The organism is Paenibacillus sp. FSL R7-0198 (assembly GCF_038000415.1).
Classification (GTDB): domain Bacteria; phylum Bacillota; class Bacilli; order Paenibacillales; family Paenibacillaceae; genus Paenibacillus.
Genome location: NZ_JBBOCB010000001.1, coordinates 3,211,404 through 3,230,629, shown reverse-complemented (window position 1 = coordinate 3,230,629; position 19,226 = coordinate 3,211,404). Strand labels below are relative to the sequence as shown.

The window sequence follows — 19,226 nt, the reverse complement described above, 5'->3', positions numbered from 1 at the left end:
GGTCAAATGACAATACCCTAATCAAGCGCGTGTAGGCTCTTGGTTATGGGCTAATATTGGTCATTTTTAGATGTTTGACATTGGCTTCTTGCGGTAATATACTTAGTACACCTAATTAATTGTACATCTATTTAATTGTGCTGCTATTTAATAGATGTCCTATGATGTTGGATATCTATGGAATGATAAAGAGAAAGAAGGAGGGACCCATTATGACGGATATAGATCCGGTCGCTCAGAAGCTTTTGTACTCCATCATGCAGTTTAATAAAGGCAAATGGAGGCAACATAAACCTCATGGGCGCAATCACAATGAAATTATGGTGCTGGCTTGTTTGCTGCATGGTACGCATCCGGGAGAACGTCTGGATTGGCGGGATAATCCGCCAGATTTTGAGAGAGAGCTGAATGAGAGTCGCCCAGGGCTAAAAGTATCGGAAATCAGTGCGTTACTGCGGGTGAAATCACCAACGATAACCCCGGTTATTCGTGGGCTTGAGGACGAAGGGCTGGTGGAACGAACGATGGACCCGAAGGATCGCCGTGCTGTGCGTATCACCATTACGGAGGCAGGGCGAAACATTATTCGGGCGGCACATGAGGAGCGCATGCAAACATTCAACCAGCTCGTCGAGCATTTGGGTGAGGAAGAAAGCATTCATTTGACGGAGTTGTTGACCAAGGTTTATACCTTTTTTGATACAGTGGTTTTCCAACAGACGGAGACGTCCACACAAGGAGATGATACGCCATGATGAAATTGTTTCGCATGCTGAAGCCTTACCGAATACCGATTATCTTCATTCTGGTTTTGGTACTGTTTCAGTCGCTTGCTGAATTGTACCTGCCTACGCTAATGGCAGATATCGTGAACGACGGCATCATTAAAGGAGATATTCCGTATATCTGGCAGATTGGCGGATGGATGTTGGTCATCGCGATTGGCGGAACAGCGTGTTCGGTGATCGCCAGTTACCTCTCATCTCGAACAGCGGGTGGATTTGCCAAACAACTGCGCAGCAGAGTTTTCCGCCATGTGGAGAACTTCTCGCTCCAGGAGTTCGATAAGATGGGTACTGCTTCACTGATTACGCGTACGACGAATGACATTACGCAGGTACAGAACGTACTTACGATGATGCTGCGCATGATGATTATGGCTCCCCTCATGTGTATCGGGGGGATCTTCATGGCGGTATCTCAGGACGCCAAATTATCTACGATTTTCCTGGTCGTGCTTCCGGTACTGGGTGGAGCCATTGCGCTAATTGGTGCCAAGGGTTTACCTTTGTTCAAAACCATTCAGAAAAAGCTGGACCGTCTCAACCTGGTGCTGCGTGAGCAGTTAACAGGGATTCGGGTTGTTCGTTCATTCAACCGTGGGGAGCATGAGAAAGTGCGCTTTAACGGGGCCAACACAGAACTGAGAGATTCATCGATCAAAGTTAATGTGCTCATGGCAACCATCATGCCTGTGATGATGCTGGTTATGAACTTTTCAATGATTGCCATCCTTTATTTTGGGGGAATGCGGATCGACAGTGGCAATATGAACATCGGTGCATTGATTGCCTTTATCCAATATGCAATGCAAATCATGTTCTCACTGATTATGGTTTCCATGATCTTTGTCATGATTCCAAGAGCTTCAGCATCGGCAGAACGGATCAACGAAGTGCTTGATATGCAGCCGGATCTTAGCAATCCCGAGCAGCCTCTTGGTATGAAATCCATGCAGGGTATGATTGAGTTTGACAATGTAACTTTCCGTTATCCGGGTGCAGAGAATCCAGCTTTGTCCAATATCTCCTTCACAGCTCGCTCAGGTGAGACAACAGCCATCATTGGCGGTACGGGTTCTGGGAAATCGACATTGCTCAGTCTTATCCCACGATTTTATGATGTGACCGAAGGCAGTGTTCGGGTAAATGGTACGGATGTGCGTGAACTTCGGCAGGAAGATCTGCGTGCCAAAATTGGCTTTGTACCACAAAAAGCAGTTCTCTTCACGGGTACGATTACGGAGAATATCCGTCACGGGAAAGACGATGCCACAATGGATGAAGTTGTTCATGCGGCCCGTACGGCTCAGGCTGAGAACTTCATTACCGAGATGAAAGAGGGATATGACAGCCTTATCGCGCAAGGTGGTAACAACGTATCTGGTGGACAAAAGCAACGTCTTTCCATCGCTCGGGCACTTGTTCGCCGTCCGGAAGTGTATATCTTTGATGACAGTTTCTCTGCTCTCGATTTCAAAACGGATGCTAAACTTCGTGCTGCGCTGAAGTCCGAAACGACAGAAGCGGCTGTGCTGATTGTCGCACAACGCGTAAGTACAGTAATGGATGCCGATCGCATTCTGGTTATGGATGAGGGCCGAATTGTCGGTTCAGGAACACATAAGGAGCTGCTGGAGCACAATGAAGTGTATCGCGAGATTGTATCCTCCCAGCTGACAGAGGAGGAGATCGCATGAGTGAACGTACAGAACGCAAGTCGCATCGTCCCCCTGGTGGACCGGGTCCAGGTCCCGGAATGGGCATGCGACCTCCCGCTGAGAAAGCAAAAGATTTCAAAGGCACACTGCGGCGTTTGATTCGTTATCTCCAGCCTCATAGTTCTCGTCTGTTAGGCGTTCTGGTTGCAGCCATTTTGAGTACCGTATTCAGCATCATCAGTCCAAAAGTTATGGCAGAAGGAACGGATATTCTCAGTAAAGGCGCCATTGCCATCCTTCAGGGTGTACAGGGAGCCGGGATTGATTTTCCTGCATTGATGAAAGTATTATATCTGCTTGGCGGACTCTATCTGTTCAGTGCTGCATTTATGTATGTTCAGCAATACCTGATGGCCGGTGTGGCCCAGCGTGTTGTGTATGACATGCGTGAGCAGATCAGTGCGAAGGTTGGACGTCTTCCTTTGAAATATTTTGACTCCCGCACAACTGGGGAGACACTTAGCCGTGCCACGAATGACGTGGACAATATCAGTAATACACTTCAGCAAAGTTTGGCACAGTTCATTACGTCTATCGTCACGATTGTCGGCGTAATTATCATGATGCTGACGATTAGTCCATGGATGACCTTGATCACGATTTTGACGTTGCCACTCAGTGTGGTTGTTGTCATGCTGGTCGCATCCCGTTCGCAAAAACACTTTGCGGGTCAACAGAAATCCCTTGGGGAACTGAATGGTCATGTCGAAGAGATGTACACGGGACACAAGGTTGTCAAAGCATTTGGACGCGAAGAACAATCGGTACAGCAATTCGAGAAGGTCAATGAAGAGCTGTACGAATCTGGCTGGAAAGCCCAGTTTATCTCCGGTATTATTATGCCGCTCATGAGTTTTGTCGGTAACCTGGGTTATGTGCTGATCTGTGTGGTTGGTGGGATTTTTGTTACACGCGGATCGATCTCTATCGGGGATATTCTGGCCTTCACACAGTACTCCCGTCAATTCACACAACCGATTAACCAGATTGCAAATATCTCCAATATCATTCAATCAACGATTGCTTCGGCAGAACGAGTATTCGAGTTGCTGGATGAAGAGGAAGAAGTTCCGGAGTCCAAACAACCCGTGCAATTACAGCAGCCTAAAGGTGCGGTTGCATTCCAAGGTGTTAATTTTGGATATAAAGAAAATGAACTGCTCATTCATAACATGAATATTGATGTAAAACCGGGACAGACGGTAGCCATTGTTGGACCAACGGGAGCCGGTAAAACAACTCTGATCAACCTGTTAATGCGTTTCTACGAAATTCAGGATGGTCGGATTACGATTGACGGTGCCGACATTAAGGACATGGAGCGTGGCAAGCTGCGCAGTCTGTTCGGCATGGTGCTTCAGGATACCTGGTTGTTCAACGGAACGATTCGGGACAACATCGCGTATGGTCGAGAAGGTTCTACGGAAGAGGATGTCATCAAGGCAGCCGTTGCGGCACATGCGGATCACTTTATCCGTACACTGCCTGATGGTTATGATACGGTGCTGAATGAAGAGGCGTCGAACATCTCTCAAGGGCAGAAACAGTTGCTGACCATTGCAAGAGCGATCCTTGCTAACCCGGCCATTCTCATTCTGGATGAAGCGACGAGTAGCGTGGATACACGGACTGAAGTATTTATCCAGAAAGCAATGAATGATCTGATGAAGGATCGCACAAGCTTTGTCATTGCACACCGTTTGTCTACCATTCGCGGTGCCGATCTGATCCTGGTTATGGATCATGGTAATGTGATTGAACAGGGCAATCATGATGAATTGATGGCAAGTCAGGGCTTCTACGCGGATCTGTACAATAGTCAGTTTGCGGAGCAACAACCGCAGGCGATCTGATTACAGATGTAATTAAAAAGAATAGCCGGGAGCACCCTAGTAGGGTTCCCGGCTATTTGTCGTATCTCCAGAGGATTGACGCTGAGATATGAAGTATTTATTTACTGATCTTTAGTCTCCTTTGCAGGTTCATCTGCTCCGTTGCTAGAGATCGAGTTCACTTCTACTTTTGCGTCGTCGCTGTTCACTTCCTCCAGTGCAGACGGAGCCGGCTCACCCGGAATTAATTCGCGCTGCTCAATCATACGTTTCACAACCTCATAACAGTCATCCACATGTTTGTTACCCACATAGCGCATGGCTGTGAAGCTGAGTGCAGCAGCCAATCCCTGTCCTGCAAAGGGGACAAATTTGGCGACTGATTTGGTGGCTACGCGTACGCCGACTCTTTTCAGAACCTGTACCACCAATTCCTTGGTGATCATACGACCGATGACTTTGCTTCCGATGGACATGACGAATCCATAGATCATGGATTTGGTCTCGGGGTCCATGCCGTCCAGCTGTTTTTGTGATAATCCAAATTTATTGTTAATGGCAGGCAACAGCTGCATCAGCATCCCCACATCAGCCAGTACGTCTGTACCGGGCAGCGGAACGAGTGTTGTACCGGCAGATGCGGTAGCTCTTTTGCGAACCATGGTACGGCATTCCTTGCGAACTTGCTCCAATTGTTCCAACGTTGCCGGAATCATAGGGAATCCCTCCATTCGTATATGGTATAGATATAACCGTTTTGACTCGATTTGAATGGGTTCTCACCAGCAAAATTTGCAGCCTTATGACATTAAGGTGCGGAGAAACCCTCTTTCTCATGCATACACCCGGTTAAACAAGGAAATGGTTTTATAAGATAAAGGATCATCTTTATAAGTTGAACCTTACATTTACACGAGAACGAAGAGGACAGAAATAACCTGAAGAAACGAAGTGTTCGCCTAAAAGCTTTCTGCAAGAAAGCTACATCGGAAGCATACGCTTATCACCAGATTTTCACCTTTGTAAAAGTAAATCAGAAAAATCTGGGGATAACAGCGATCGGAAGGTTATTCTGGCATCGGAGTGGCATGTGTGAATATTCTTAAGTTGAACTTATATAGCTATTACGAATGAATGAGGATTAGGATGCATATCCGGTTGGGGAACCTATTTGAAATCATGATGAGTACTTAGCGCAAGGCTTGTTTACGGCTTCGACCTTTGTGGGTAAAGGTTAACAAGCATTGGAATGGAGGAAGAGAAGGATGGAGTTTAACAAAGCGTTGTTAATTCATCATCATCATTCGGGCAAGGCTAATCGTGAGAATACAGTGGGCCTTGTGGCTGGTGTGCTGGCTCCAGCTGTGCATGAACTCGTCATTGTGCGTACGGATGAACCGGGTGAAGGGGAGAAGCTGTGTCGTGAGCGCGGGGAACAATTCGATGTGGTGTTTATCCTGGGTGGGGATGGCACGGTACATGAATGCGTGAATGGACTGGCTGATCTGCAACATCCTCCGTTGATTGGTGTATTGCCTGGAGGTACCTGTAATGATTTTGCACGTTCGCTCGGCATTTCACCGGATGCAGAGACTGCCGCACAAGAAATGCTTGCAGGTCGGGTGTTATCCATTGATGTTGGAAGAGCCAATGATCGGGTGTTCACGAACTTTTTCGGTATTGGCTTAATCAGTGATGCATCGCAGAATATTAACGAGAATCTGAAAGGCGCGCTGGGTAAGCTCAGTTATTTTATCAGCACGTTGCAGACGATTAGTCATACAGAGCCGTTTCGTTATCAACTGGAAGTAAATGGGGAAGAGATGGAAGGCGAAGCGGTGATGATCTATGCAGCTAATGGCCGTTTTCTGGGAACAAATGCCCTGCCCTTTGCAACGGATGCGTTGCAGGATGGCGAACTGGATGTGCTCATTATTCATGAGACAGGCATTCCGCTGCTGCGAGAGATTCTGTCACACAAGCCGGAGGGAGAATGGCAACCTCAGAGTGAGAGCATTTCATACTTCAAGGCATCTACGCTAAAAGTGAAGACCGATGCGCCGATGTCAGCCGATACGGACGGCGAATTGTATATGCAGACACCCGCCGAGCTGTCGGTGCTGACGGGTCATCTGAAGTTTCTAACCGGGGAGGGTTATTAAATCCCCCGGTTTTTTAGTTTGATTTTAGCTGATCGAAAAATCAAACATTCCCTACCTGATCTTTCATATGACGTTGTCTGAACTCATCCTCCAGCATGCTCATCTGAATGGCATCATGGTATTGATGATTGTAGAACAAGACATCCCGCTTCACACCCTCGCGCTGGAATCCGAGTTTCTCATACGTGCGAATGGCTCGCTCGTTAAAGGCGTACACCTCAAGCTCGATTCGATGCAGGTTACAGATGCCAAAACCGTAGTCCAGCATAAGCAGCAACGCCTCGCTACCGTAACCTTTTCCTTGATGCTCCGCCTGATCGATGGCAACCCGGATATGTGCACTGCGATTCTTGGCATGCATTTCCATCAGGACGACATCTCCGATGATCTGATCATTTTCCTGTAAAGCAATTAGTAACATGAGTCTGGAGTCATCCTGTGCTGCGTTTTCAACATAACGTTCAACCTGAGCACGTGTAAAACTGTTCTGTGTACCCGTCAGCCTGCGCATCTCGGAATCAAACAGGCTAGGGAAGTAAGCATCCACATCTGTAATCTCGAAAGGACGCAGGTATATGCGCTTTGTTTCTAGCAGACGGGGGATACGTGGGGAAGGTTTTGAATGTGACATTAGTTGTTCCTCCTATGGGTTCAAGGCTAGTGTTATTCATGTTATGTATCGTTTTAATCAACGGGAAATAGATAATTAACAACACTCTACCATATTTTCTCATGCTTGTAGCTATAATGGTCGATATAAGTATTGTCGTGCTTGCTAAGTCGAAGAGAAACCTAGTTTGAAGATTCGTATTACTCTGCTCGAATTACATATTTTGATTTGCTGTACTGTATACATAGCTGCGTTGTAGTAAACCAGACATTCATAGTCTTAAAGAGACGTATCAGTTTAACTTAGCAGGCCGATAGATTCTTTAAGAATAGAAATGGGGATTTAACGAAATGCGAAAGTTAGAGAATTGTTTGAAGTGGTTTACTGTTTTTTTAATTTTGGTTACACCGCTGTTTACTTCACCTGGACAGGTCTCAGCAGCGAAAAAAGAGATCTATATCACTCTTTCTGGAGAAAAACACAGATATGTAGGAGAAGTCAAAAATGGTGTTCCTAATGGTAAAGGAATATCCTACTTTCCAAATGGGAAGAAGAGCTTTGAAGGTAAGTTTGTAGCGGGGAGGCCTCATGAAGGAAAAAGGTATAACTCTGATGGGAAGCTGTACTCGGATATCTCTAATGGACAGGGAAAGATCTATTACCCAAATGGAAAGTTTAATTATGTTGGTAAGGTGGATAAGGAAACGTGGCTTCCCTCAGGTAAAGGTACCGAGTACGACATAAATGGAACGGTTAAATATAAGGGTGATTTTTTGAATGGTTCGTTTCATGGTCAAGGTAAGTGGTATACAGAATATGGTGAAATGTTCTATCAGGGTACGTTTAAGAATGGTTTGCCACAGGGACAAGGTAAAGCATATCAATATGGAGAAATTGCCTATGTTGGTGCATTTGATAAAGGAGTACCCACGTATTCTGGCAAAATTAAATTGTACGAAGATGGTGTAATCATCTATGATGGGCAGGCTAAAAATGGAGCTATTACCGGCAAAGGTAAAGGGTACTTAAACGGTAAGTTAGTCTATGTGGGCATGTTTAAAAACGGAAGACCAACGGGTGAAGGTAAATTCTATACGGAGAATAGTAGTGATGGCCCTAATATATCTATTTATATCACTGTCGATTAAGTACCAGGTAAGTAATTACAGGATCAATTCAAAACTTTCAGGAGCAGAGTCCTATAATCATGATTAGATTTTAACAAATAAACCATCGGTAGGTGTGTTCATTGCATCGCCCGATGGTTTTTTGGCATAACTGCTTTTGAGATACAGCTATATATTTTAGTTCCGCCTAACCGCTCCATCCAGAAATAGCCCCACCAGTTCCCGTGCAAGTTCCTCGATGCTGCCGTCATTCATGTTGCGTACATCTTCGCGGTTCGCGAGCATCAGCAGTGACGTAAACGCATGGGCAAGCAGCATGGGGTTCCCGACCCGCAAATAACCATTGTCCATCTCCTTCTGAAAATGGGTAGCTAGCACTTCAAAGATACGAACCTCCGCTTCTCGAATCTGAGCGAGCTGCTCCGGGTCCAGATGTTTCTCGGCTTCTCGCATCATGGTCTCCGTTTCAATATGGGAGTGTTGCATCTTCGCTTCAGCAACCTTAACCAGCCTTTCTTGCAATGAGCCAGGTTCTTCCAGACGGAGCGAAGTCTGCTGCATGCCCATCGCCATCATTCGGGTAATGGCAACAGTGAACAGATCAGCTTTGCTGGTGAAGTGATAATAGATCGATGCTTTGGTTACATTGCATAATGAAGCAATCTGCTGGAGAGAAACGGGTTCATACCCGTATTCCATAAACAGACGTGAAGCGGTCATCAATATGTTGGATTGCACAGATGCTTGATCCACACCTGTTTTGGGTCTACCCGGTGAACGGGGAATGTTTGTTTTTTTGCTCATAAGTACATACCTCTTTACGTATTTAATTGCTTGTTAGAAGTGTTCACAAAATTAGGCATTGCAAAATTAACCTTCCGGTATATATAATTAACTCGATTATACTATGACCCGTGGTTCATTACTACACCATCATATATATTAGGGCTTCATAGAAACAGAATAGGGAGATGAAGAGACAATGCAGGAAGGTTCGGGTTACGGCCGCTGGGTTGCCGGCAAACGAAGCAAATGGATTACACTGTTGGTATGGATCATTATCGCCGTTGTGCTTGGCATGGTATGGCCTGCTGTAGGTGATCGTGAAACTAATAACGCGCAGGATCTAAGTGAGTCCAAACCATCGGTTCAGGCAGCTGCACTTGCCGAGAAGGAATTCCCTGGTGGTGAAGGGCTGCCCGCGCTGATCGTATGGCGTCAAGCCGGCGGTCTGACGGATGAGCAGATTCAGAACATTCAGGCATTAACGGAGCGACTGGATCAAGATCCGGTAGAAAAACAACAGTCTGTTGTGCCACTCTATCAATTGCCTCCACAGGCATTGAAAGGCCAGCTTTCGGAAGACGGAAGCACCTTGGTTATGCCACTTTTCTTCAATGAAGGTGCCGATTCGGAACAATTGAAGGAAGGTATTGAAGCACTTGAGCAAAAAACACAAGATATCTTCGGGGCAAACCCGTTCGATGTAGCTATAGACGATACCAATACATTGGTTGCCCGTGTGACAGGGCCGGTAGGGATATCCATTGACGCAAGCGGACTGTTCTCTTCCGCCGATGTATCCTTGCTGATCGCTACGGTTGTACTGGTATTAGTCCTGCTGTTGTTGATCTATCGCTCGCCGGTACTGGCGATTATCCCGATCATTGCCGTTGGATTCGCGTATATGGTGACAAGCCCCATTCTCGGATTCATGGCGGATCAGGGCTGGATCACGGTGGACGCACAGTCGATCTCGATCATGACCGTATTGTTATTTGGAGCAGGAACGGATTACTGCCTGTTTATGATCTCCAGATACCGTCAAATTCTCTATCATGAGCCGGACAAAAAGAAAGCCATCTTCCAGGCAATCACCGGATCTTCCGGCGCCATTGCCATGAGTGGGTTCACGGTCGTTGCAGCACTACTGGTGCTGTTGCTGGCTGAATACGGTGCATATCATCGCTTTGCCGTACCATTCAGTCTGTCCATCTTTATCATGTTTATTGCAAGTCTGACGCTGGTTCCAGCGCTTCTCGCAATCTTCGGTCGGGGTTCATTCTACCCGTTCGTACCGCGTACACATGAGATGGAAGTCGAACGTGCGAAGAAAAAAGGCAAACCGGCTCCTGCCCCGCGTAAAGTGAAGGAAAGCTGGATTGGCCGTATTGTAGTAACAAAGCCATGGACCGTTCTTGCAATTACGTTGGTATTGCTGGGAGGACTGGCGGCGTTCTCTACTCAGGTTAAATTCACGTATGATCTGTTGTCATCTTTCCCGGAAGATGTGCCTTCCCGCGAAGGTTTCACCGTCATTGGCGAACAGTTCTCCCAAGGTGAGCTGGCTCCAGTGAAAGTGATCGTTGATGCCGAAGGCAAAGAAACTGATCTGAAGCAGCGTCTCGAATCGCTGGATTACATTAGCAAAGTAGGCGATGCTCAGCAGGGTGCCGAGAATGCCAACATTACCGCCTTTGATGTGGAATTTAATCTGAATCCATATTCCATGGAGGCTATGCAGCATATTCCTGATCTGCGGGCTACTGCGGAACAGGCACTTCAAGAAGCTGGTGTAGCTAATGTGGACAGTCAGGTCTGGATCGATGGTCAGACGGCTGAACAGTATGACATTGAAGTGGCTGGAGAACGGGATGCCAAGATCATTATTCCAGTGGTCATCGGCATGATTACATTGTTATTACTATTATATCTGCGTTCCGTTGTGGCCACGGCGTATCTGATTGCAACGGTTGTTCTGTCGTATTTCTCTGCATTGGGTCTGGGTTGGATCATCATTCACTACGGACTTGGCGCAGATGCCATTCAGGGAGCGATTCCGCTGTATTCCTTCGTATTCCTCGTGGCACTGGGTGAAGACTACAACATCTTCATGATCTCTAGCATCTGGCAGAAACGCAAAACGATGCCGCTTCGTCAAGCGATTAGAGAAGGTGTTGGCGAGACAAGCTCTGTTATTACATCTGCAGGTCTGATCTTGGCAGGAACGTTTGCGGTACTTGCTACATTGCCAATTCAGGTGTTGGTGCAGTTTGGTATTATCACAGCTGTTGGTGTGATGTTGGATACTTTCCTGGTTCGTCCGTTCATGGTACCGGCTATCACCGCATTGCTGGGTAAATGGGCCTTCTGGCCAGGCAAATATGTGCCGATTGCAGAGAAGAATGAAGAGAAACAGAACCAGTCCATGTAATGCATGGATTGGGTCAGATGGACGGCTGGGCTTCAAGCCTGCTGTCCATTTCTTTATTTTCCGAACGATAATGACCTCTACCAGTTGTCCTCCTGAGATGGAATGGTGGAACTGTAAAATATCCGCAGGATGAGACGTAATCCTGGCTATCTTTGTATGGGGAAGGTTTACGTAACCAAGTGTTTTGGGACATAATAGAGGAAGCGTCGGCCTTGGGCAGACGATAGAATTAACAACAATGGGACAACAAGGGGAAGGATGAAAGCAAGCATGACGAACCAACTTAATGTGTATTTCAACCATGACGGCGGCGTAGATGATCTCGTATCGCTGTTCATGCTTCTGCAAATGGACAATGTACATGTAACCGGCGTATCGGTTATTCCGGCAGACGGATATCTGGAGCCAGCAACAGATGCCAGCCGTAAAATTATCGATCGTTTCGGTACATATTCCGTAGAGGTATCCAAATCCAACTCCAGAGGGAAAAATCCATTTCCTGCGGCGTGGAGACTGCATTCCTTCTATGTAGATGCACTTCCTGTACTGAACGAATCCGGCAAAATGGAAGCACCACTTTCTGCCGTTCCGGCACACCAGCATCTGATCGAGAAAGTGCGCAATACCGAAGGCAAAACGTTGCTCCTGTTCACAGGCCCACTGACTGACCTTGCGCGTGCACTGGACGAAGCACCAGACATTGAAGAGAAAATCGACAAGCTGGTATGGATGGGTGGTACATTCGAGCGTGGTAACGTAGAAGAGCCTGAGCATGATGGTACAGCTGAATGGAACGTATTCTGGGACCCGGAAGCGGCTTACCGTGTATGGCAGAGTGGTATCCAGATCGATCTGGTTGCACTTGAAAGCACAAACAAAGTACCTCTGACACCAGCCGTTCGTAACCGCTGGGCAGCAGAACGTCGCTTCGAAGGCGTTGACTTCTTGGGTAACTGTTACGCAGGTTGTCCGCCACTGGTGTACAGTGAGACAAATTCCACATACTATCTGTGGGATGTGCTGACAACGGCTTCCGTTGGACGCGAGGACATCGTGAAGAAGAAAACCGTAAACTGCATTGTCATCCCGGATGGTCCTAGCCAGGGCCGCACGGTGGAGCAAGCAGACGGACGTCCAGTACAACTGGTGTATGATACCGATCCGGAAGCGTTCTTTACGTACATGACGGATTTGGGTAAAAAAGCTGCTCCGCAGCGCTACTAATTCAGGCAGCCTCTGGGCTTGCCATCCTTAAAGGTACAACAAAAATAAAGCCGCAGGCAGTGTCCGGAAATGGGGTTGACCCCATAATCCCGTCCCTGCCGTGCGGCTTTTTGCTTTGGGCTGATTTATATAGATTGATAACAGCGATTGGAAGTTTGTTCTGTCATCGAAGTGGCATGTGTGAATATTCTTAAGTTCAATCTGTATAACAATCTAGCTGCCCGCTATATTTTAAATCGACTAATCAATCCGTTCAGCTCACTGGACAATACCCGCAGAGATTCGGCAGATGCACGCATCTCATCCATGGATTGCAGCTGGCTTCCGGTAGCATGGGACACCTGTTGGATACTTGAAGAAGATTCGCGCGAGATATGTTCCATATCCTCCACGGAAGCGGACACTTCTTCCGCACTGGCAGACAGCTGCTCGGATGCTGCGGATACTTCGTGCAGACGTTCATTCATCGTTTCAATTCCGGTATGAATGGATGTGAACGAACGGCCTGCCTCCTGAACAACAGCGAGACCGGATTGGACTGCTGATGTGCTGGCAGACATATGTTCTGACAACAGGGCAGTCTGGCGTGTCATCTCGGCGATCAGTTCGGTTACATGCTGGGACGATTGCTCTGATTCCCCCGCAAGCTTGCGAACCTCTGAGGCAACCACCGCAAACCCGCTGCCATACTCTCCTGCACGAGCCGCTTCAATACTTGCATTAAGTGCGAGCAGATTGGTCTGTGAAGCGATGCCTTTCATCAGATGTGCCACCGATTCAATTTTACCTGAGTACTGCTCCAGCTGAGAGGTGGAGGCCACCATCTGCACATTTGCTTGATGAATTTTGTCCATACTGTCCATTGCCGTGTTGATGTTGGCTTGACCTTGCACCGCGTTATTGGTCGTTTCCTGTGAGACATCTGCGACCATAGAAGAAGAATTGGCAATATGCTGCATGCTACGCGTAATCTCTTCCATGGCTACTGTGACTTCGCCTGCACGTGCCACCTGTTCGGCAGCTCCATTGGCCGTATGATTGGTATGCTCGGCAATACGCTGACTGGCTTCGGCAGTCGCCTGTGAATGTTTCGATACACCTTCTGCAGCCTCTAGCAGAGAATCGGAGCTTTGACGGATGCCCGTCATGACATCCCGGGTACCTGTAACCAGATGTTTGAACTCGGAAGCGAGCTGTCCCACCTCGTCCTTGCGACTAAGTTCAACGTTGACGGTCAGGTCGCCTTTTCCTACCTGGGTAATTAACTTCTTCAACTTCACCAATGGTCGGGTCAAGTAATGGGCGAATCCATACACCAGCAAGACACTCAGCAGAACAATAGCCAAGGCTGTCCAGATCATGGTCATACGGTTGCGGGACATCAGTTCATAGACCGCAGTGGAGTCCAGATCCGCACCGACCAGCCCCAGTACTTTTCCGTCAGCCCCATGGATCGGCACATACGCAGTAATGGTAGCGCCATATTCATCCTGTGTGAGTTCACCCCGAATAGGTTCATTCTGTTCAAAAGCTTGCAGCATTCCTTCATAATGGGTCTCTTCTGCGGAACCGTAAGGGGAGAAGTCATCCTCTGCCACATCCGCAGCAGCCCCATCCACAACGTAGAAATATGTATTTGTTCCATTTTCTTCGCGAGTACCAAGTGTGTACAGATATTTGAGCCCATTGGCCTCGCGCAGTTGACTAAGCTGCTCACGCAATGTGCCATAATACGCAGTCTCGTCCTGTCCGGTACTGAGTGGTGCATACAGAGAGGTGTCAATTATTGCTACTGCCCGTTCAGCCACAGCCTGTGCCTGCATCCCCATGGATTGTTCGACCAGTTGAGCCGATGAACGGTACATGGTAATGCCGAGAACCGCACCCGCGGCTAGCATCAGACAGGAAAAAAATAAAAAGATCCTCATAAACAAACTGTTCATTGGTAAAAGTGTTCCCCCTTGATCTGTTGAATCAATCGTCTCTTTGTCTCTTTACTTCGTGTTTGTCGTTCTTCATTGGTTCGTATGTATTGTATATCCAATATACAGTTTTCTACTTGAAATATCGGCATCCGGTCCATAAAGAATTAGCCCCCGAGTCAATTTGATCCGGGAGCTAGTTTCGTTTCAATCCTATATTGACCATGCCCATCATTGGAAGAAACCTCATGGTTACTCCTTAGAGGGGCTTCATATAACTTAGTGATTACCTGATTACATTGTTCCGCCGCCCTGGCGAACAGAGGCAGGAATCTTTTCAGGTCCCTGATTAATATATTTATTGATAAAAGTACCTACTTTGGCATCGTCGAATTGGTCGAGCTTCATCGTTTTGGTCCATGCGGTCACCACGACTTCACTGCCTTCGGGAATATCCTTGTTGGGTACAGCCAGAATACCTGCTCCGGCTTCGCGGAATTTGGCGAGGTATTTCAGATGTTCCTTCAAATCCTCGCTTGCGTTCTCACGATAATAGATGATGATATCCCCGTGCTCCAGATTGTGTACCAGGTAATTGTAACCCGGGAAGTCGTTGTAAAATCCAAACTTGATATCATGCGGGTTATGCGGCCCTGAAGTCGGGATCTTCATCTCATACTGAATAGGGTCCTCCGTATGGTCAGCCCCGTAATATTTATCGTCCGTCACGTCGATTGTCGCGTTGGACTCCAGATCAGCTACATTATATGTTTTACCTGCCCCTTGCATGAAGAACAGACTAAACGTAATAATCGACACAGCCATCATTACGTGTGCAGCCAGCCGAAGGGAGCGACTTTTTTTGTGGATGTCCGCGCGTTCTTTCTTTTTCATGTGGCCCAGGATTTTGCCCTGTGTGCGTGATGCCCAGATATAGGCGGCGATGGAGAACAGCAACACGATTACACCTACGATGAGCCACAGGTAGGATGTACCTGCCTCGTGCTCCATTTGCATATGATTCATATGAGTCATGTCCATAGAGAGTTCCTCTGCTTTCTTTAAAGAATAATTGATCAATACACTACACTACATAACGTAGTGTTTATGGCAATGGTGAATTATTTAATTACGTAACAGGAGTTGCTGGACTCGTCTATTACGTAAATAAGAACATACCTATTGCACTACACATTATAGTGTATGAAACATGCTCAGCGCAATGCTGCCTTGGAAAACCAAAAAAAGGCGTTCCCCGCGTGAGCAGGGAACGCCTTAATATAAATCTAAAGAGTCAGTAAAATTTATATTTATTGAAATAACCAGTTACACGAAACGTAGAGGACAGAATAGCTTTATTCCAACTGAACTATTTTACAGACGTCCAAAAGGTGAAAGCATCAGACTGATGAGTCCAATAATAATCTCACCGAGCAATCGATACAGAATAAAGAATATGACCGCATTGGCGATGAGTACGCTGTACATGCTGTCGATGGCTGCTTTGGTGCGATTCAGTGGATATTGGAACAGCACCGAGTTCAGAGCGACAAAGACAATGATATATGAGACAGCAAGCAAGGAGATCGCGATGGAATAAGAGATGATAATAAACAGATTCGCCAGAACAAGGGATACTACAGCAGGAACAAGCAATGTACCGAACTGGGCAACCAGTGTTTTGGGACGGAAGGTTATTTTTTCAATCTTCAGAATAGCGTACATCAGTGCAATAGAGGCAATCAGAATAATGATGGTGAACAATAGCGGTCTTAAAAATCCACCAATGAACAAGCCGTCCATGCCTATGCGACTAAAGGTAATTAAGAAGTATGTAGAAGATAGAACTGCAATCAGCGCCATCGTTAGCCATCCGTTTAGGGAATGCTGGTCGCCAACAGTTTTCATCGTCTGATAAGGACGGGCCAATACACTGAGGAAATAGGATAGATACTGTTTGCTTACTTCTTTGGCTTGCTGAACTTTCTCATTCTGCACAATATTATTCCACTGATTGGAGCTATTGTCTCCTGCAGAAGCATGGTCATTGGTACCTGTTGATTCTCTCGCCTGTTCCTTGTGAATGGATACGGATGGTGTGTTGGATGGAGCGGATGCCTGGGAAGAGGTAGCCTGTGTGCTGGACCAACGGGTATATTCGGGTTCGGAAGCAGCAGCAGATTCCGGGTTCGGTACAGGAGTTGGTGATGAGGTTGTTTGCGTTAGATTAGAGCCGCACCTCTCGCAAAAATGGGCATCTCCATTTTCATGATTACATACTGGACATTTCATGGTATAAGCCTCCAATTTCTAGAAAATAAAAACATGTCAACATTGTGTCTCATTTTAACGGTTGATGACGAAGTTTGTCTATGTTTCGCAGGAATTAATACCCCTACAGAGAGAAAGTTGAAACGAAGACTCGAATGCTGTGTATTAAAACGTAGTTTAGAAGCAACAATAGTATAGGACTGACATGCAGGCATTTTAATGTAAATTCACTGTGGTTTAAGACAAATTGTTTTTGAGGGTAAATGTCTTATCGTTCGCTTCTGTGTGTGATTTACATGTTAAGTATATCTTTTGGGTTGCTCATTTCAGAAGATTTATGTATAATCAATCGTGTTAACACGTCGAATGTACGGTAGTAAGAGATGTGGGTGAGTTCATGGAACTACTGGACAGCAATGAGAGCAAGAAGAAGATGTGCCAGTATTATAACGAAATCTCGAAGGAACTGTTCGGATTTGGCACCACTCTCCTGAGAGTGACCATTGACCAGAATATTGTGACCTTCTACGCGAAGCACCGACGTTCACCGCGCTCTGATGCCCTGGAAGGGGAGGCCCCCGGCTTAAAGCTGGAAGTGGACTTCCGCATGTCTGTCTTATATAAGAAGAAATTCCGGGAGAAGCTCGAGCAACACATGGGTTTGCCAATTGAAGCTATATTGCGGGATTATGATGCGTCCACTCAGTGGGCAATCACAAATGTGATTCTGGAACAGGCCTAAGGATGGATCTTCAGGATTAATTCTTGTTGATGTATACAGAGGTTATGGCCGATTCATGATCAGGTTCCGTACAATTTCATATGATGGCGTCTGTCTTTGGATTGATTCTGAAGCAGAAACCGATGATGTACCGGCAGCGGGTGTCGCTTTCCTTTGTTTACGAAGAAAAGTGTTCTTGTTTATACAAGAATGCTTTTCTTTTTGTTTTTTAAGTCGAACTATACACACTCAACTAACGCAATTTACATGGGCACTCGATGACAGAACAACCTTCCGATCGCTGTTATCCCCAGATTTTTTGATCCTTTAATAAAGGTGAAATCCGGTGATAAAGGCGCAGGCTTCGCTTCTTTAGGTTATTTCTGTCCTCTCCGTTATGTGTAAATGCTTAGCAGAGCATGTAAGCTAGTTCAACTTAATGGTTGGGTTGTTAAAACACATATATCAGGGGGAATCAGGATCATGATGAAAAAGTGGATTAGCGGTTTGGCAGCAGTGGCAATGACATCAGTATTACTTGCAGGTTGTGGCAGCAGCACAGAGGATGCAACAGGCGGATCAGGCAGTGGGGGAACCGCAGCGAACAAATTGGTTATCTCCACTTGGGGCTTCTCGGAAGATTTCTTCAATGAAGAAGTATTTGGTCCCTTTGAAAAAGAACATAATGTAGACATCGTGCTCGAAGTCGGCAATAACGCTGAACGTCTGAATAAAATTCGTCAAGGTACATCAAATGTCGATGTTATCTACCTGTCTGATTATTATGCACAACAAGGTATCGATGAAGGTCTGTTTGAGAAAATCGACCGCTCCAAAATTCCAAATGTAAATGACATTTATGATATTGCCAAAGCACCACTTGGTGAAGATTATGGCCCGGCCTACACGGTTGGACAGCTCGGTATCGCTTATAACCCGGATCTCGTATCCAAAGAAGTGACTTCATGGAGTGACCTGTGGGACCCGGCGTTCGAAGGTAACCTGACCATCCCGAATATTACGGCAACAGCAGGCCCAATGGTTGTGGATGCAGCTTCCCGTGTAGCCGGAAACGATACGTTTAATGAAGATGCGGCATTTGCTGAACTGAAAAAACTAAGCGGCAATGTGGTGAAATTCTACAGCCAAACGTCCGAATTCGTGAACATGTTCTCCCAAGAAGAGATTGCTGGCGGACCGATCATGGAAATGTATTTCAAAGATCTGAAAGCAGCCGTGCCTAATGCAAAGTTTGTTACACCTAGCGAAGGTGCATATGCCGTTATGAACACGATCAATGTCGTGAAGGGCAGCAAAAACAAAGAGCTCGCTGAAGAGTTCATCAACTGGCAGCTGAGCCAGGATGTACAAGCGAAATCTGCCAAAGCTAAAGTTGATTCCCCGGTTAACACAAAGGTTGAACTGACTGCTGAAGAAGCAGAAGGTGTAACATATGGCGCTGAAGTTGTTGAGAAGCTGAACAAGCTGGATATGGAATTCGTGAATCAACAGGTTAAAGGCTGGACAGATCGCTGGAACCGTGAGATTGCACAATAAAACAAGTAACCGACTAAATAGTTATCTTTGATCCACATGTTGAAACTTATATCATTTGCAGCAAGCAACCAATCACCGTATAGGAG

At 46.5% G+C, this 19,226-nt stretch carries 15 protein-coding genes; 9 read left to right on the top strand and 6 right to left on the bottom strand.

Features of this window, described 5'->3' with window-relative positions; translation table 11 throughout:
* Window positions 1-212 precede the first annotated feature (212 nt).
* From MKY87_RS13880 to MKY87_RS13870, 3 genes are read left to right on the top strand one after another with little or no spacing between them, the layout of a single operon-like run.
* Window positions 213-755 carry a MarR family winged helix-turn-helix transcriptional regulator gene (locus MKY87_RS13880; protein ID WP_017691772.1) on the top strand — a complete coding sequence of 181 codons (543 nt, stop codon included), beginning with the start codon at window positions 213-215 and terminating at the stop codon, window positions 753-755.
* Window positions 752-2,479, top strand: a complete 1,728-nt coding sequence (locus tag MKY87_RS13875; RefSeq protein ID WP_340912110.1) for an ABC transporter ATP-binding protein — start codon at window positions 752-754, stop codon at window positions 2,477-2,479. Before MKY87_RS13880 ends, MKY87_RS13875 begins: the two co-directional genes overlap by 4 nt.
* The gene (locus tag MKY87_RS13870; protein ID WP_339788167.1) at window positions 2,476-4,353 is read left to right on the top strand and encodes an ABC transporter ATP-binding protein; all 1,878 of its coding nucleotides are present in this window, start codon (window positions 2,476-2,478) and stop codon (window positions 4,351-4,353) included. Before MKY87_RS13875 ends, MKY87_RS13870 begins: the two co-directional genes overlap by 4 nt.
* A gap of 101 nt (window positions 4,354-4,454) precedes the next feature.
* Here MKY87_RS13870 and MKY87_RS13865 read toward each other — a convergent pair whose 3' ends face one another.
* Entirely contained in the window at window positions 4,455-5,048 is a 594-nt protein-coding gene (locus MKY87_RS13865; RefSeq protein WP_091035960.1) for a hypothetical protein, read from the bottom strand.
* A gap of 549 nt (window positions 5,049-5,597) precedes the next feature.
* On the opposite strand from MKY87_RS13865, the gene MKY87_RS13860 reads away from it, so the two are divergent.
* On the top strand, window positions 5,598-6,494 hold the full coding sequence (locus MKY87_RS13860; RefSeq protein ID WP_340964945.1) for a diacylglycerol/lipid kinase family protein: 897 nt from the start codon (window positions 5,598-5,600) through the stop codon (window positions 6,492-6,494).
* Window positions 6,495-6,534: 40 nt separating this feature from the next.
* Here the strand turns inward: MKY87_RS13860 and MKY87_RS13855 are convergent, their stop codons facing one another.
* Window positions 6,535-7,125, bottom strand: coding sequence for a GNAT family N-acetyltransferase (locus MKY87_RS13855; RefSeq protein ID WP_340964943.1), 591 nt, complete (start codon window positions 7,123-7,125; stop codon window positions 6,535-6,537).
* A 329-nt stretch (window positions 7,126-7,454) separates the two neighbouring features.
* On the opposite strand from MKY87_RS13855, the gene MKY87_RS13850 reads away from it, so the two are divergent.
* Window positions 7,455-8,252, top strand: a complete 798-nt coding sequence (locus tag MKY87_RS13850) for a hypothetical protein (protein ID WP_340031366.1) — start codon at window positions 7,455-7,457, stop codon at window positions 8,250-8,252.
* Window positions 8,253-8,408: 156 nt separating this feature from the next.
* Here MKY87_RS13850 and MKY87_RS13845 read toward each other — a convergent pair whose 3' ends face one another.
* Window positions 8,409-9,035: a TetR/AcrR family transcriptional regulator gene (locus MKY87_RS13845; RefSeq protein WP_340964941.1), complete on the bottom strand. Its 627-nt coding sequence runs from the start codon at window positions 9,033-9,035 to the stop codon at window positions 8,409-8,411.
* A gap of 178 nt (window positions 9,036-9,213) precedes the next feature.
* On the opposite strand from MKY87_RS13845, the gene MKY87_RS13840 reads away from it, so the two are divergent.
* Both MKY87_RS13840 and MKY87_RS13835 read left to right on the top strand, forming a co-directional pair.
* The gene (locus MKY87_RS13840) at window positions 9,214-11,445 is read left to right on the top strand and encodes an MMPL family transporter (protein WP_340964940.1); all 2,232 of its coding nucleotides are present in this window, start codon (window positions 9,214-9,216) and stop codon (window positions 11,443-11,445) included.
* A 270-nt stretch (window positions 11,446-11,715) separates the two neighbouring features.
* On the top strand, window positions 11,716-12,669 hold the full coding sequence (locus tag MKY87_RS13835; protein WP_017691781.1) for a nucleoside hydrolase: 954 nt from the start codon (window positions 11,716-11,718) through the stop codon (window positions 12,667-12,669).
* Between the two features lie 224 nt (window positions 12,670-12,893).
* On the opposite strand, the gene MKY87_RS13830 is transcribed toward MKY87_RS13835, so the two are convergent.
* The 3 genes from MKY87_RS13830 to MKY87_RS13820 all read right to left on the bottom strand — a co-directional run bounded on the left by MKY87_RS13830 (window position 12,894) and on the right by MKY87_RS13820 (window position 16,883).
* Window positions 12,894-14,612 carry a methyl-accepting chemotaxis protein gene (locus tag MKY87_RS13830; RefSeq protein WP_339788186.1) on the bottom strand — a complete coding sequence of 573 codons (1,719 nt, stop codon included), beginning with the start codon at window positions 14,610-14,612 and terminating at the stop codon, window positions 12,894-12,896.
* A 273-nt stretch (window positions 14,613-14,885) separates the two neighbouring features.
* Window positions 14,886-15,617: a DUF3105 domain-containing protein gene (locus tag MKY87_RS13825; protein ID WP_340964938.1), complete on the bottom strand. Its 732-nt coding sequence runs from the start codon at window positions 15,615-15,617 to the stop codon at window positions 14,886-14,888.
* 348 nt (window positions 15,618-15,965) lie between these two features.
* Window positions 15,966-16,883 (bottom strand): hypothetical protein, encoded by a 918-nt coding sequence (locus MKY87_RS13820; protein WP_338588991.1) that lies wholly within the window; start codon window positions 16,881-16,883, stop codon window positions 15,966-15,968.
* A 376-nt stretch (window positions 16,884-17,259) separates the two neighbouring features.
* On the opposite strand from MKY87_RS13820, the gene MKY87_RS13815 reads away from it, so the two are divergent.
* Complete coding sequence (locus MKY87_RS13815) at window positions 17,260-17,604, top strand: Na-translocating system protein MpsC family protein (protein ID WP_017691786.1); 345 nt, start codon at window positions 17,260-17,262, stop codon at window positions 17,602-17,604.
* Between the two features lie 465 nt (window positions 17,605-18,069).
* The gene (locus MKY87_RS13810; RefSeq protein ID WP_221820266.1) at window positions 18,070-19,140 is read left to right on the top strand and encodes an ABC transporter substrate-binding protein; all 1,071 of its coding nucleotides are present in this window, start codon (window positions 18,070-18,072) and stop codon (window positions 19,138-19,140) included.
* Window positions 19,141-19,226: the final 86 nt, after the last annotated feature.

Coding starts and splice junctions, on each gene's coding strand:
- MKY87_RS13855 (WP_340964943.1), bottom strand. CDS start 7,125: ATGTCACATTCAAAACCTTCCCCACGTATCCCCCGTCTGCTAGAAACA.
- MKY87_RS13875 (WP_340912110.1), top strand. CDS start 752: ATGATGAAATTGTTTCGCATGCTGAAGCCTTACCGAATACCGATTATC.
- MKY87_RS13880 (WP_017691772.1), top strand. CDS start 213: ATGACGGATATAGATCCGGTCGCTCAGAAGCTTTTGTACTCCATCATG.
- MKY87_RS13860 (WP_340964945.1), top strand. CDS start 5,598: ATGGAGTTTAACAAAGCGTTGTTAATTCATCATCATCATTCGGGCAAG.
- MKY87_RS13835 (WP_017691781.1), top strand. CDS start 11,716: ATGACGAACCAACTTAATGTGTATTTCAACCATGACGGCGGCGTAGAT.
- MKY87_RS13815 (WP_017691786.1), top strand. CDS start 17,260: ATGGAACTACTGGACAGCAATGAGAGCAAGAAGAAGATGTGCCAGTAT.
- MKY87_RS13845 (WP_340964941.1), bottom strand. CDS start 9,035: ATGAGCAAAAAAACAAACATTCCCCGTTCACCGGGTAGACCCAAAACA.
- MKY87_RS13865 (WP_091035960.1), bottom strand. CDS start 5,048: ATGATTCCGGCAACGTTGGAACAATTGGAGCAAGTTCGCAAGGAATGC.
- MKY87_RS13870 (WP_339788167.1), top strand. CDS start 2,476: ATGAGTGAACGTACAGAACGCAAGTCGCATCGTCCCCCTGGTGGACCG.
- MKY87_RS13840 (WP_340964940.1), top strand. CDS start 9,214: ATGCAGGAAGGTTCGGGTTACGGCCGCTGGGTTGCCGGCAAACGAAGC.
- MKY87_RS13810 (WP_221820266.1), top strand. CDS start 18,070: ATGAAAAAGTGGATTAGCGGTTTGGCAGCAGTGGCAATGACATCAGTA.
- MKY87_RS13825 (WP_340964938.1), bottom strand. CDS start 15,617: ATGAATCATATGCAAATGGAGCACGAGGCAGGTACATCCTACCTGTGG.
- MKY87_RS13850 (WP_340031366.1), top strand. CDS start 7,455: ATGCGAAAGTTAGAGAATTGTTTGAAGTGGTTTACTGTTTTTTTAATT.
- MKY87_RS13830 (WP_339788186.1), bottom strand. CDS start 14,612: ATGAACAGTTTGTTTATGAGGATCTTTTTATTTTTTTCCTGTCTGATG.
- MKY87_RS13820 (WP_338588991.1), bottom strand. CDS start 16,883: ATGAAATGTCCAGTATGTAATCATGAAAATGGAGATGCCCATTTTTGC.